General features: G+C 38.8%; 11 protein-coding genes, 1 tRNA gene and 1 rRNA gene. 8 read left to right on the top strand and 5 right to left on the bottom strand.

Annotated features, from left to right (window positions below; all coding sequences use genetic code 11):
• The 5 genes from ACXIUD_RS18775 to ACXIUD_RS18755 form a co-directional block, all read right to left on the bottom strand.
• On the bottom strand, positions 1-265 hold a 265-nt coding region (locus ACXIUD_RS18775; protein WP_458054190.1), incomplete at its 3' end, for a hypothetical protein.
• Between the two features lie 54 nt (positions 266-319).
• Positions 320-1,546, bottom strand: a complete 1,227-nt coding sequence (gene clpX / locus ACXIUD_RS18770) for an ATP-dependent Clp protease ATP-binding subunit ClpX (RefSeq protein ID WP_458054189.1) — start codon at positions 1,544-1,546, stop codon at positions 320-322.
• A 2-nt stretch (positions 1,547-1,548) separates the two neighbouring features.
• A complete protein-coding gene (locus ACXIUD_RS18765) occupies positions 1,549-2,220 on the bottom strand; it encodes a ClpP family protease (protein ID WP_458054188.1) in 672 nt (223 codons plus the stop codon).
• Between the two features lie 80 nt (positions 2,221-2,300).
• Positions 2,301-3,629 carry a trigger factor gene (gene tig / locus ACXIUD_RS18760; protein WP_458054187.1) on the bottom strand — a complete coding sequence of 443 codons (1,329 nt, stop codon included), beginning with the start codon at positions 3,627-3,629 and terminating at the stop codon, positions 2,301-2,303.
• Positions 3,630-3,737: 108 nt separating this feature from the next.
• Positions 3,738-3,819, bottom strand: a tRNA-Leu gene (locus ACXIUD_RS18755).
• A 127-nt stretch (positions 3,820-3,946) separates the two neighbouring features.
• Between ACXIUD_RS18755 and ACXIUD_RS18750 the strand changes: the two genes are divergently transcribed.
• The 8 genes from ACXIUD_RS18750 to ACXIUD_RS18715 all read left to right on the top strand — a co-directional run.
• Positions 3,947-6,169 carry a RelA/SpoT family protein gene (locus tag ACXIUD_RS18750; RefSeq protein ID WP_458054186.1) on the top strand — a complete coding sequence of 741 codons (2,223 nt, stop codon included), beginning with the start codon at positions 3,947-3,949 and terminating at the stop codon, positions 6,167-6,169.
• 61 nt (positions 6,170-6,230) lie between these two features.
• Positions 6,231-6,698: a Fur family transcriptional regulator gene (locus ACXIUD_RS18745; protein WP_458054185.1), complete on the top strand. Its 468-nt coding sequence runs from the start codon at positions 6,231-6,233 to the stop codon at positions 6,696-6,698.
• A complete protein-coding gene (locus ACXIUD_RS18740; RefSeq protein WP_458054184.1) occupies positions 6,695-7,039 on the top strand; it encodes an STAS domain-containing protein in 345 nt (114 codons plus the stop codon). Before ACXIUD_RS18745 ends, ACXIUD_RS18740 begins: the two co-directional genes overlap by 4 nt.
• Complete coding sequence (locus ACXIUD_RS18735) at positions 7,039-8,208, top strand: hypothetical protein (protein ID WP_458054183.1); 1,170 nt, start codon at positions 7,039-7,041, stop codon at positions 8,206-8,208. Before ACXIUD_RS18740 ends, ACXIUD_RS18735 begins: the two co-directional genes overlap by 1 nt.
• Before the next feature lie 119 nt (positions 8,209-8,327).
• Positions 8,328-9,599, top strand: a complete 1,272-nt coding sequence (locus ACXIUD_RS18730; RefSeq protein ID WP_458054182.1) for an adenylosuccinate synthase — start codon at positions 8,328-8,330, stop codon at positions 9,597-9,599.
• A gap of 72 nt (positions 9,600-9,671) precedes the next feature.
• Positions 9,672-12,035, top strand: coding sequence for a PKD domain-containing protein (locus ACXIUD_RS18725; protein WP_458054181.1), 2,364 nt, complete (start codon positions 9,672-9,674; stop codon positions 12,033-12,035).
• On the top strand, positions 12,032-13,048 hold the full coding sequence (locus ACXIUD_RS18720; RefSeq protein WP_458054180.1) for a PorP/SprF family type IX secretion system membrane protein: 1,017 nt from the start codon (positions 12,032-12,034) through the stop codon (positions 13,046-13,048). The genes ACXIUD_RS18725 and ACXIUD_RS18720 overlap by 4 nt, the downstream gene beginning before the upstream one ends.
• Positions 13,049-13,464: 416 nt before the next feature.
• Positions 13,465-13,549 (top strand): 16S ribosomal RNA (locus ACXIUD_RS18715); the annotation flags it as partial.

Raw genomic sequence — 13,549 nt, 5'->3', positions numbered from 1 at the left:
GAAGTAGAGGAGATGGTTCTTTTACTAAAATTTTGAGCCATTGCGACTTTGCGTGAAACCCATACGGAGATCTTTTAACCGCAGAGTGCCCAAAGTTTTTCGCAGAGTCCGCGGAGGCAGGGAAGCTATTTTTTTGATAGTTTTGAAATGTCGAATGATGAACGCCGAATTTTGAATGATGAAGTGGTGGTTCATTGTTCACTGCCAACTGTTCACTCTTCCTTTCACCATTCTCTTTTAACCTTTCTCCTTTCTTCTCAATCACCAAGCACCAATCATTAAAAACAAAAAAACCTCCCTAATAGAGAGGTTTTTATCTTTAAGCCACTTGCAACTTTTTGAATTTTGATTTATCAAATTGCTCTTGGGCATATTTGGCATCGATGATGAGTTCTTTGACAGATTCATCAGATGGAAGTTCGTACATAGCATCTGTGATGATAGCCTCGCAAATGGAACGTAGACCCCGTGCACCCAAATTATACTCCACTGCTTTATCTACAATATAATCTATGCCAGATTCATCAAATATCAACTCGACATTCTCCATGGCCATTAACTTGATATACTGTTTGGTTAAGGCATTCTTTGGTTCTGTGAGGATACTTTTCAAGGCCGAACGATCCAATGGATCTAAATGAGTCACTACTGGTAGTCTACCGATCAATTCCGGAATCAATCCGAAAGATTTCAAGTCCTGAGCAGTGACGTATTGTAATAAATTAGCTCGGTCAACATTCTTGCCTTCTACAACTTTATTGAAGCCTAATGGCTGTGTGTTCATTCGCTTGGCAATATGTCTACCGATCCCATCAAAAGCTCCACCACAGATAAATAGAATGTTTTCTGTGTTAACAGCGATCATCTTTTGGTCGGGATGCTTTCTTCCTCCTTGTGGCGGAACATTTACGACAGTGCCTTCCAATAATTTCAATAAAGCTTGCTGTACACCTTCTCCAGATACATCGCGTGTAATGGATGGATTGTCAGATTTACGGGCAATTTTATCAATCTCATCTATGTAAACGATGCCTCTTTCCGCAGCTTCTACGTTGTAATCGGCAGCTTGTAATAGACGTGTCAAAATACTTTCTACGTCTTCGCCTACATAGCCAGCCTCAGTCAATACAGTAGCATCCGCGATACAAAAAGGAACTTCCAACGTTCTGGCTAGGGTTTTGGCCAAGTAGGTTTTACCTGTACCTGTATCACCCACCATGATGATATTGGATTTTTCAATTTTGATTTCGTCTTCTTCTGAGGTTTTTTGCTGTAGTCGCTTGTAGTGATTGTATACGGCTACCGTTAAAACTTTCTTAGCTTCTAATTGACCGATTACATACTGGTTAAGGTATTCAGTCAGTTCTTTTGGCTTCTTAAGTTTGAATTTAGGACTTTTTGCGGTCTTCTTGTTTTTGTCCTCTTCTCCGAGGATTTGGTGCGCTTGATCAATGCAGAAGTTGCAGATGTGGGCAGAAATACCCGAAACCATCAACTCTACATCTTTTTTATTTCTGCCGCAAAAAGAACAGGTAACTTGTGCCATGATTATCTTTTTCTGATCAGTACTTCATCAATTAGACCGTACTCTTTTGCCTCAGGTGCCTTCATCCAGTAATCTCTGTCAGAATCTCTCTCGATTTCTTCGAAAGTTTTGCCTGAATGATCTGCTAAAATCTGATACAACTCTTCCTTCATAGAAAGGATCAATTTTAAGGAAATTTCCATATCCTTAGATTGACCTTGCATTCCACCGGATGGCTGATGAATCATTACTCTGGAATGTTGTAAAGCTGAACGCTTATTTTTCGCTCCGCCTGCCAACAACACAGCTCCCATGGAGGCAGCTATACCCGTACAGATGGTAGCTACATCTGGATTGATGTATTGCATGGTGTCATAAATGCCCAAACCAGCAGTCACGGAACCACCCGGACTGTTGATGTAAAGCAATACGTCTTTTTTAGGATCGGTTGATTCCAAAAATAGTAATTGAGCTGTGATGATATTTGCGATAAAGTCATCTACGCCAGTACCCAAGAAAATGATTCTATCCATGATCAAACGGGAGAATACATCGATTTCTCTAAAGTTTGTTGGGCGCTCTTCAATTACTGAACGCGTCATACTTTCAATGTGCGTGCTGTATTGGTCAAAAGCATTACCGCTAATTCCTCTGGAATGTACTGCGTATTTTCTGAATTCGTCTTTGTTGAACATATATTACTTCGTTTGTGTGATACAAAAATAAAAAAAGCCCTTAAAGAAGGACTTTTTATCTTAACGATTTTAAACCTGAATTAGTTTTCTAAGAGCTCTTTGAATTTCTCCACGGAAACTACTTCCTGTTGAATGTTCATCTTTTCTTTGACAAAAGCCAAAACTTTATCATTCTGAACAGATGTGATCATCTGCATATAGTTCTGACCTTCATTGCCTTGTAAATAATTATCTACAAACATTTCCATGCTGTCTTCTAGTTGAGCACCAAGGCCAGAAGATGCAAACTGTTCTCTGATCATGTCTTTGGTTTTCTCAATTACATCAGCATGCTCTGCTTTAATTTCGTTGGCTTTCGCAATTTCATTGGAGACAATGGTCCAAGAAAGCTGTTTGGCATAGATTGGATATTCCTGCTCAACTTGCTCGCTAGTAACTTTGCCTTCATTTGCTTTTAGCAACCACTCTTTCAAAAATGCTTCTGGAAGATCTATATTAGCATTGGCTACTAACTGATCTTTAATTTTTTCTTCAGCATATACTTTGATCTCTTTATTGTAGTTTTCAGCTAGAATGGCTTTTACTTTTTCAACAAACTGCTCCTCAGACTCGATTTGACCTGGTCCAAAAAGTTTGTCAAAAAACTCTTGATTCATTTCAGCATCTTCAGTTCTGTTGATATTTTGTACAGTAAATGTACAAGCTTTGCCTAACTGCTCCACTTCCTCTGCAGTGATGCCTAAGACAGTGGCAACATCTTCTGAAATAGCTTTGCTTGGATTGAAGGTTAAAACATCACCTTTTTTCAGTCCAATAAAGTTTTTCAATTCCTTTTCAGTTACTTTAGAAAGCGGGAGAGAGAATGTTTTTTCGATGCTACCCGATTCATTTTTAAAGTCACCATAAATAAAGTCATTAGCTTGACTCTCTTCAGGGTTGGTCATTTGACCATATTGTCTTCGTAAATTTGTGATCGCATCATTTACTTCTGCTTCACCCATTTCTACTTGGTATTCTTTCACGTCGATTGGAGCAGACAAGTCAACGGTTACTTGATCTACAAATCCGATTCTATATTCGAATTCGAATTCTTTTTGAGTTTTCCAGTCAATTTTATCGGCATCTTCAATTACAGGAAGTGGATCACCGAGGATTCTGAATGTTTGAGACTTCAAGTAGTCATTCAAAGACTTGGATAACAAATCGTTGATTTCTTCTACCATAACAGAAGTACCATACATTTTTTTGATCATTCCTATAGGAGCTTTGCCAGGTCTGAAGCCTTTGATGGTTGCTTTTCTGGCATATTCCTTAAGTTTAGCATCAACCTTTGGTTGATAATCTGCTTCATTTAGCTTAATTTTAACTGAAGCTTGATTTGCTGATTGCTTGTCTAGTGTAATTTCCAAGGCTTCTAAATTTTAAAGTAGATAATATGTAAAAACCCTCAATCTCTTTTCTCAGATTCGGACTCCATTGCTGGGCCAGAATTGGAACCGTGATTGAGGGTTGTTGTGTGCGGATGGAGGGACTCGAACCCCCATGCCTCGCGGCGCTAGATCCTAAGTCTAGTGCGTCTACCAATTTCGCCACATCCGCTTAAATGTGGATGCAAAAGTAGTAAGGAAAATTTAACTTGCAAATGAGGAGAATAAAAAAATACAATTTTTTTTATTTTTTCTTTGCTGATGATTTCCAATTCTAGAATAGCTATATATTCGAGTATATGATACAAGTAGATCTTGAAGTAGAAAGAAAAGAAATTCTCAAGCGCTATCGCAAACTTTTGAGGACGGCAAAGCCTTTGTTGAAAGATGGTGATGCTAAGGTTATAAAGAAGGCATTCAATGTTGCGAGTGATGCTCACAAAGAAATGCGGAGAAAATCAGGGGAGCCTTATATTTATCATCCCCTTGAGGTGGCACTTGTGTGCGTTGAAGAAATTGGCCTTGGTACTACAAGTATTGTTGCGGCTTTGCTTCACGATGTAGTGGAAGATACCGATTGGGAATTGGAAGATATTGAACGGGAGTTTGGACATAAGGTAGCGACAATTATCGATGGATTGACCAAAATCTCAGGTGTTTTTGAATATGGATCTTCTCAACAAGCAGAGAACTTCCGAAAAATGTTGCTAACGCTCTCTGATGATGTTCGTGTAATACTTATCAAACTCGCAGATCGATTAAATAATATGCGAACCTTGGATAGCATGCCAAGGCATAAGCAGTTGAAGATAGCTTCTGAGACGATGTATTTGTATGCTCCTTTGGCGCACAGATTGGGTCTCTATGCAATCAAGTCAGAGTTGGAGGATTTGCATTTGAAATATACAGATTCCGATACCTATGATTTTATTGTAGAGAAAATCAATGAGACGAGGCTGTCTCGAAATAAATTCATCAAAAGTTTTATTGCCCCTATTGAGGAGGAATTGATAGCACAGGGTTTTAAATTTACAATTAAAGGCAGACCGAAATCAGTACATTCCATTTATACTAAAATGAAAACTCAAAATATTCCTTTTGAGGAGGTATATGATTTGTTTGCTATCAGGATCATTTTGGATTCTGATGAGGATATGGAGAAGCCTGATTGTTGGCAAGTATATTCGATAGTAACTGATTTTTACAGACCAAACCCTGATCGATTGAGAGATTGGATAAGCACACCTCGTGCCAATGGCTATGAGTCCCTTCATACCACGGTCATGAGTAACACGGGTCAATGGGTGGAAGTACAGATTAGAACTGTCCGCATGGATGAAATTGCAGAACGAGGTTATGCAGCTCACTGGAAATACAAGGATAAAGAAACTGCCAGCCAAAAGTCTAAGTCAGGATTGGATGCTTGGATTACGCAAGTGAGAACATTATTAGAATCTAATGATGGCTCTGCAATTGAGTTTATGGATGATTTCCGCGGAAATTTATTTCATGATGAAGTATTCGTGTTCACTCCTAAAGGGGATCTTCGAGTCATGCCATTTGGAGCAACCGCCTTAGATTTTGCTTTTGAAATTCATACCGAGGTTGGTGCAAAGTGTATTGGTGCTAAAGTAAATAACCGCTTAGTGCCTATCAACCATAAACTCAAAAATGGTGATCAAGTAGAAATACTCACTTCCAACAAACAGAAACCAACCGAAGACTGGTTAAATGTAGTCGTCACCTCTAGGGCCAAGGCCAAAATCAAGGATGCTTTAAGGGATGAGAAAAAATCTACCATCATGGATGGGAAAGAGATTGTACAGCGTAAGCTGAAGCAAATGAAGATGGATTTCAATTCCGAAGTTATAGAACAGTTACGTGCATACTTTGAGACGAAGACACCGAATGAGTTTTATTACAAAGTGGGGAAGGGGGCAATTGATTCCACGCTTATCAAAGGTTTCAAAGATTTTAAGGAGCAGAAAAAACAAAAAGGAAAACCATCTACAGAAAAGGTTAAAGATGAGTCTACCTTTACCAAAGAGCTAAAAAGTATCAAAGGTCCCGAGCATGATCAACTCTTAATTGGGGAGGACATGGATGTGGTGGATTATGTTTTGGCCAAGTGCTGCAATCCTATTCCAGGAGATGATGTGTTTGGTTTTGTGACCATTAATGAAGGAATTAAAATTCATAGAACATCCTGTCCAAATGCTTTGGAGTTGTTGTCCAATCACGGCAATCGAGTCATTAAAGCCAAATGGACTTCTCAACAGGAAATAGCATTCTTAGCTGGGTTAAAAATTGTTGGAACTGATAGGGTAGGTTTGATTAATGATGTCACCAAAGTTATCTCCAATGAACTTAAGGTAAACATGCGTTCGATTACTGTAGATTCTGATAGTGGGGTTTTCGAGGGCACAATTAAATTGTATGTGAATAGTACGCAACATTTGGATAAACTTATTGGAAATCTGGACAAAGTAGAAGGGATAATTAAGGTCACTAGATTTGATTGATTTAGGCTTATTTGAATCATTTCTAAATTAGAAGCGTTATATTTGCAAAAAACATTGGATCATGGCGCTAAATGTGGAACTCTATGAAGAGGTAAAAAAGATTTTTACTGCTTATCTGGAGAATCAAAAGCTTCGGAAAACACCGGAGCGATATGCAATTTTGGAAGAAATTTATGGTAGAACTGGTCATTTTGATGTAGAATCTCTTTACATCAGTATGAAAAATAAGAATTACCGTGTCAGTAGAGCCACTGTGTACAACACATTAGACTTGCTAGTAGCCTGTGATTTGGTTACCAAGCATCAGTTTGGACAAAATTTGGCACAATTCGAAAAATCGTATGGATACAAGCAGCATGACCATCTAATCTGCGTAGACTGTAATCAAGTCCTGGAATTTTGCGATCCGCGCATCCAAAACATTCAGAATACCGTAGGAGAAGTTCTGGACTTTAAAGTTCTCCATCATTCCCTTATTTTGTATGGGAATTGCCAAAAATCTAATTGTGAACATAGACCTCAAGTATGAAACTAACGTACGATTTAGCGAAAGAAACTCAGTGGCATCTTTTGAACCTTTCCGGTGATCTGATCGGAGATGAAGTAGGCCCCAAATTGGTTGAGTTTGTTTCGGACGCTGTCAATGATGATATCAAAAACTTTATTATCGATCTTTCTGATATCAGATACATCAGTTCTAGTGGCATTGGGCTTTTAATTACCATGCTGACAAAAATGAGAAATGCAGGCGGGGAAGTCTACCTCTGTTCTCCTTCTGAGCATGTGAAAAAATTGCTGATTATCACCAAGCTGAATAATATCTTTACAGTTTTTGAATCCATAGAAGAGGCAAAAAGTAAAATAGCGTAGTGAAGAAATATTTACAATTTGTTGCGTTATCCTTCTTATTTTTCACTTTATTAATCTCCTGTTCTTCAGAAAAACCGGTTGAAGGACAGGAGATTTTTGTTGAGGTGAGTCAGGAAATCAGAGTTTATTACGCAGATACAGACTTGACTTCTGCTTACCCATTTCCATACTCCACTTTTTTGGATGACACCACAATGCTTTCCTTCAATATGATTAGGAATGCTATAGATACCTTGTATTTTGATGGAGATAGCTTGAAAGTGATAGCTGGGAATTTTTTAAAGAATGATGGGCCAAGAAAAGTTGAGGGACTCTCAAATATTGTCAGGACTTCATTTGGACTGGTTTTATTCAATGCTAAGAACATCATGATTGATCAAGATGGTTATTCAGATATTGTTAACCAAAGGCTCATAAATTCATCTCTATTTGATGGAAGTGTATTTTTTGGCTTAAATCATGGGGTTAGCTTTTATTTGGATCACTTTTTCAGGGGATATGATCAAAGGCGGGAGAAACTGTTTTTTTTTACAGAAAACTTTCAGACCAAGGAATTTAAACTAGTCTCTTTTGATTTGAGTAATGGGGAATTTTCAGAATTACCCATGTGGGCAGACACTGAACTGATTCGGAAAAATGAGGTTCGGCATGAAGGGATTTCAAAAAATAATATGCCGTTTATTTATGTCTACAGGGATCAATTAGTGATTTCTTATAATTATAGTAGTGAATTTGTGCTGATTGACCTGAATACCTTTGAAGTCTCCAATAAAAGTTTTTCCTCATCGTTGTTTCCTTTGAGTAAAACTGCGAGAATAGAAATACCGGAAAACTTAAAGGGTGGAGATAGAAAAGATTTCATGGAGGTAATGAAAATTATGGGCGAATGGGATCAAGATGTGGCTTTTGGGAATTTTGAGAAGCTGCCCAATGGCAAGGGTTTTTGTAGGTTGGTAAAGTCTCCTCAGTCAAAAATTGAAGAAATTGAGCAAGTGAATTTAGAGATTTTCGATCAATCATTTGAGAAAGTAGGAGAGGTAAATCTCACCGAAATTAATGCAAATCTTAGTACATTCTTTTTTGCGTATGCAGATCGGTTGTTTTTTAAAGCTAAAAACCAGGATAATGAAAACTATCTCAATTATTATTTTGTCAGTATTGATTTTTGAAGCGAGTGAAGCACCATACATCTACACTGATTTATAATTTATAATAAATAAACGCTTTTTCTTGCAATTCATTAACCTTATTCCAAATTTCACGGCTTAATCTCTTTGCATAAAAAATCATGAAGATGGATGTTCTATTAGGCTTGCAGTGGGGGGACGAGGGAAAAGGAAAGGTTGTGGATGTATTGGCTCCACAATATCAGGTGGTTGCAAGATTTCAAGGTGGTCCAAATGCTGGCCACACCTTAGAGTTTGATGGTATCAAGCACGTGTTGCATCAGATTCCATCGGGTATTTTTAGAGATAATATTACCAATATCATTGGCAATGGTGTAGTATTAGATCCAGTTATTCTGAAAAAGGAAATCGAGGGTCTTCATAAATTCAATATCTCATTTCGCTCTAACTTATTTATCTCCAAAAAAGCAACTATTATCATTCCTACACATAAATTGTTGGATGCTGCTTACGAAAAATCCAAAGGTGATAAAAAAATCGGTTCAACTTTGAAAGGAATTGGACCTACGTATCAGGATAAAATCGGTAGAGTAGCTTTACGGGTAGGTGATATTATGTCTCCTGATTTCATGGAGAAGTACCAAGCCTTGGTAGAGAAGCATAAAGGCATTTTAGGTTTTTATGACTTTGATATCAGTCCATTGGCAGAGTTGGAAAAGGTGTTTTTCGATGCTGTAGAGTTTTTCAAAACGCTCAATCTCGTCGATAGTGAATATGAAGTAAATGCCTATCTCAAAGAAGGTAAGTCAGTTTTGGCAGAAGGTGCCCAAGGTTCTTTATTGGATATTGATTTTGGTAGCTACCCATTTGTGACATCTAGCAATACCATGGCTGCGGGTGCCTGTACAGGTCTAGGAGTGGCGCCTTCCAAGATTGGAGAAGTATTTGGTATTTTTAAAGCGTATTGTACCCGTGTTGGAAGTGGGCCATTTCCTACCGAGTTATTTGATGGAGATGGTGAGGCTATGCGCAAGGAAGGGAATGAATTTGGATCGACTACGGGAAGACCTAGAAGATGTGGTTGGATTGATTTACCTGCGTTGAGATATTCCATCATGATTAATGGGGTGACTCAATTATTTATGATGAAAGCAGATGTGCTGAATATTTTTGAAGAAATCAAAATATGTACACATTACAAGTTGCCTGATGGTAGCATGGTGGATAAACTTTCCTACGAATTGAATGATCAGGAAGTAGAGCCAGTATATAAAACCGTGAAAGGCTGGAATACGGATTTAAGAAATGTACAGGCTTATGAAGAGTTTCCTGTGGAATTGAAAGATTATGTAACCTATTTGGAGGAAGCATTGGAAGTTCCAATTAAGTTAGTCTCAGTAGGTCCTGATCGGACACAGACGATTTTAAGATAATAATAAGGCTCCTTTATCAGAGGGGCCTTTGTTTTTTTAGTTGAAATCCCTTTCTTTAAAGAAAAAAAGATTGTGGGGAGGTATATTCCTTTTTTTATTTTAGTTGTTACAATTAGCCTTATTGTCGGATTTTCAAGCAAAGTTCAAGCGCAAATTGGATTTCCTTATTGTGAAGATTTTGGTAGTGGGACCATTCAATCATCTACTATTCTCGGAGGAAGTGCACGGATTGTTGATGGTGTTCTTCGATTGACGGATGCGCAGCAGTTTCAAAGTGGATTTGTTTATATAGATATACCATTTCCTTCCGCTTTTGGAATTAAAACCTCTTTTGAGTTTTTTATGTACGGAGGTGATGGAGCGGATGGATTCTCAGTTTTCTTGTTTGATGGAGATACACCTGTTTTTTCTCCTGGAGGATTTGGAGGCTCTTTAGGATATGCTCCAAGAAATAACGAACCCGGATTGTCTCGTGCTTATTTAGGGATCGGAATCGACGCATTTGGGAATTTCGCTAGTGTGGCCGAGGGCAAGGTAGGTGGCTTTAGTAACAATGGGAATGATCTTTTTCCAAACGCTGTCTATTTACGAGGTGCTGGCAATCAATTTTCAGGCTACCAAGGAATAGGAGGAGTAGTCACCCAATCATCACCTCAAGTTGGTGTTGGTTCACCTTTGTTACTGCCTGCTGCTAATCGTTTTAACTTATCCTCTGGAGGGCCCGGTACGCAGCGAGTGACCAATCCGAATCAAGTAGGATACCGAAAAGTATTCATTGATTTATCTCCAAACACTTCGGGAACAGGGTATTTATTAAATGTGGAATTTTTAGTAACCACCATTCCCAATCAGCCCAGAACTGTTCCTGTTTTGGTTGATCAGCCTTATAATTTTCCTGCGCCACGTAATTTAAAAATTGGTTTTGCAGCATCTACTGGAGGCTCTACCAATATTCATGAAATCCGCGATTTGCAAGTGGAAGTATCAGATCAAGATGGATTAGAAAACCCTACAGCTATTGACATTGATGACCAAGCATCTTGTGAAGGTCGCGAAAATACGTATACCATTAGTGAAAATGTTGTTGTGCTTCCTAATGATGATTCTACGATTCGTTGTGTTCAGTTCTATAGAACATTGGATGAGATTCGAGCGGAAGAAGAAGATGTTTGTTCTCAAGGTAGGTGCAGACCAGAAAACCGTGTATTGGTCATTCCTCAAGGAACATTTACGGCAGATGAATTAGGAGGCGGTTTTACCTTTTTTCCTAATCCTGGTTTCGTGGATGAAACAGTGGAGATTTTTTATACCATCACCGATAGTTATGGAAAAACTTCCGCTGGAAATTCTATCCGTTTGTTGATTCAAGAATCACCTGCCCAAATTCAAATTGTGCAGGAATCGACAAGATTACCTATTGAACAAGCACGAATTTGTGAGGGAGATACCTTGCTGCTACTAGCTCAGGGAGATGATACCTATGTGGAGTTTGAATGGTATTTTAACGATGTTTTGATTGATGGGGCGGCTGAAGCAACATTTGCCGCTTCTGAAGCAGGTTTTTATAAGGTGATTGCATTCAATGATAAAAATTGCCCGACAGAGTCTGAAGTGATAGAAATCACCATTCCTGACTTTCCCTCTCTAACGGTCAACAGTCCGGGGATTGCCTGTGAGATAGGAGGAACGGTTGATTTGAGGGAGTATATAGTTGGCTATGACGATACAGTTTTTGATTATCGGGCATTAGGTTTTGATGGAGAGTTCTTAGTTAATGAAGACCTAGGATCTATTGCCATAGCTGGTATCTATGAGGTACAGATAAAAAATAAAGACTTGGATTGTTGGTCTCCATCCGTAGAACTTGAGGTTTTGATTAAATCCGTGGAAATGAATCCTACTTTTACATTTGAAATTGATGGAACAGGGGTGTCGATAGAAGATGCAGGAGGGATTTTTATAGATGATCCCATTCGTTTCATTGCAAGTTCAATAGGAGATGTTGTTCGTTGGCTATGGGATTTTGGAGATGGGAATACAAGTGAAAACCCATCACCTGTGCATGTGTTTGGCCAACGAGGAGAGTTTCTGGTGACCCTGACAGTTGAGGACGAATTGGGTTGCCAAGAGGTGTTTACTAAGGTAGTGGCGGTTACCCAAAGTTATCGAGTGATGATTCCTACAGGATTTACTCCTAGCTTAGCGCAGAACAACGTTTTCACCCCTAAGACAAAAGGGATAGTTTCTGTTGAACTATCAGTATTTAATCTTTGGGGGAATCTGATTTATCAAGGTTCTGGTGTAGATGGAATTGGTTGGGATGGCACAGTCAATGGGGAAGAGGCTCCATCTGGCACCTATGTGTTTAGTGTACAATTTAGAAGTGCTGATGGGGAGGTCTTTGAGGAGACTGGTAAATTTAAATTGATCAGATGAGAAGGCTGTTGGGATATATCATATTGTTGGTGCTATTGGTACATGAGGGAAAAAGTCAGCAGGTGCTTTTTTCCCAGTTTTATGCTGCAGGTCAAAATCTGAATCCAGCTTTTACGGGAACAGCAGCTGTGTCACGATTAGGGTTAAATTATAGAAACCAATGGCCTGCCCTGGATCAAACAGTGCAGGCATTTGCTGTATCTGGTGACACCTTTTTGGAGGGAAAGAATTCAGGGGTTGGTTTTTTAGTAAACGGATTTCGAGAAACCTTTACACAATTGCAGCATTTTGAATTGGGATTGTCTTATGCTTATCAAGTTCGCTTAGGGGAACGCTCTTTTTTGAGTGCTGGGGTTATGGGAAATTATTCAGTACGTGCAGTTGCCTTTGATGAAGTGATCTTGAGTTCCCAATTAGATATTGACCGTGGGGTAGTGATTGGCGATAATGGTTTGATGATAGATGACAGACAAAAAAGTTTTGCTGATTTAGCTGCCGGACTCTTGTTTTACAATCATCGGTTTTGGTTGGGAGTTTCTTCTTTTCAGATTACGAGGCCTAATCTTTCTTTTTTGGATAATATTGATCGTTTACCAATTCGGTGGAGTGCCCATGGAGGCATGCGACTTGATTTGGAGAGAGGTGGTATCAATGATTATTTTAATAACTCCAGGCAGGATCGATCACTTGCATTTGCATTTCATTACCAACAGCGTGGACCTTTTCAACAATTCGAAATTGGTTCGGAATTATTTTTAGAGCCTTTATCTATTGGTTTGTGGTATCGGGGGATTCCAAGGGTCAATGAATTACCTAATCAGGAATCCTTGATTGCTGTGGTGGGATTTGACCTAGGAAATGGTATGGAGGTAGGTTATAGTTATGATTTTACCTTATCAGGCTTGGGCTGGCAAAATACCGGTGGAGCCCACGAACTCTCGCTTCGGTTCTATTTTATTCAAGAGATTTTAAATAATCGAAGAAGGGAAGTGCGTCCAGGATTTCGTTTTTGAAAAATTTTTCCTCTTGATTTCCAGCTGATTTAAGTCAGGGATTAAATTATTTTCGATTGATATTTTGTGGTTGCGGAAAAGAGTTGCACTTTTGCATTCCCAAACGGGGGGAACGGAGAGAAAGACGGTGTGGAGTAGTTGTGTTGACAAGATGTAGAGTGAGAAAAACAAAATAAAATTTTTCAAAATTTTGCTTTGGATTCAAAATATTCTTCTTACCTTTGCAATCCTGTTCGGGAAAACAGCGAAAAAATTTACGGTAGAAATAGGAGTGGTTTAGACTACTTACGAGGCATCAAAAGAGATGCATGAAGTTCTTTGAAGTATTGGACGAAAAAGATTAGAAATTAAACAGCAAGAACCTGAGATCTTATAGGAAACAAATGACTATAGGAATATAAGTCGGAAAAAACTTTACAATGGAGAGTTTGATCCTGGCTCAGGATGAACGCTAGCGGCAGGCCTAATACATGCAAGTCGAGCGGCAAGTTGTGTAGCAAT

Source organism: Mongoliitalea sp., from assembly GCF_054166905.1.
Note: the sequence above shows the minus strand (reverse complement) of the source record. Positions and strands in the feature narration are given on the sequence as shown.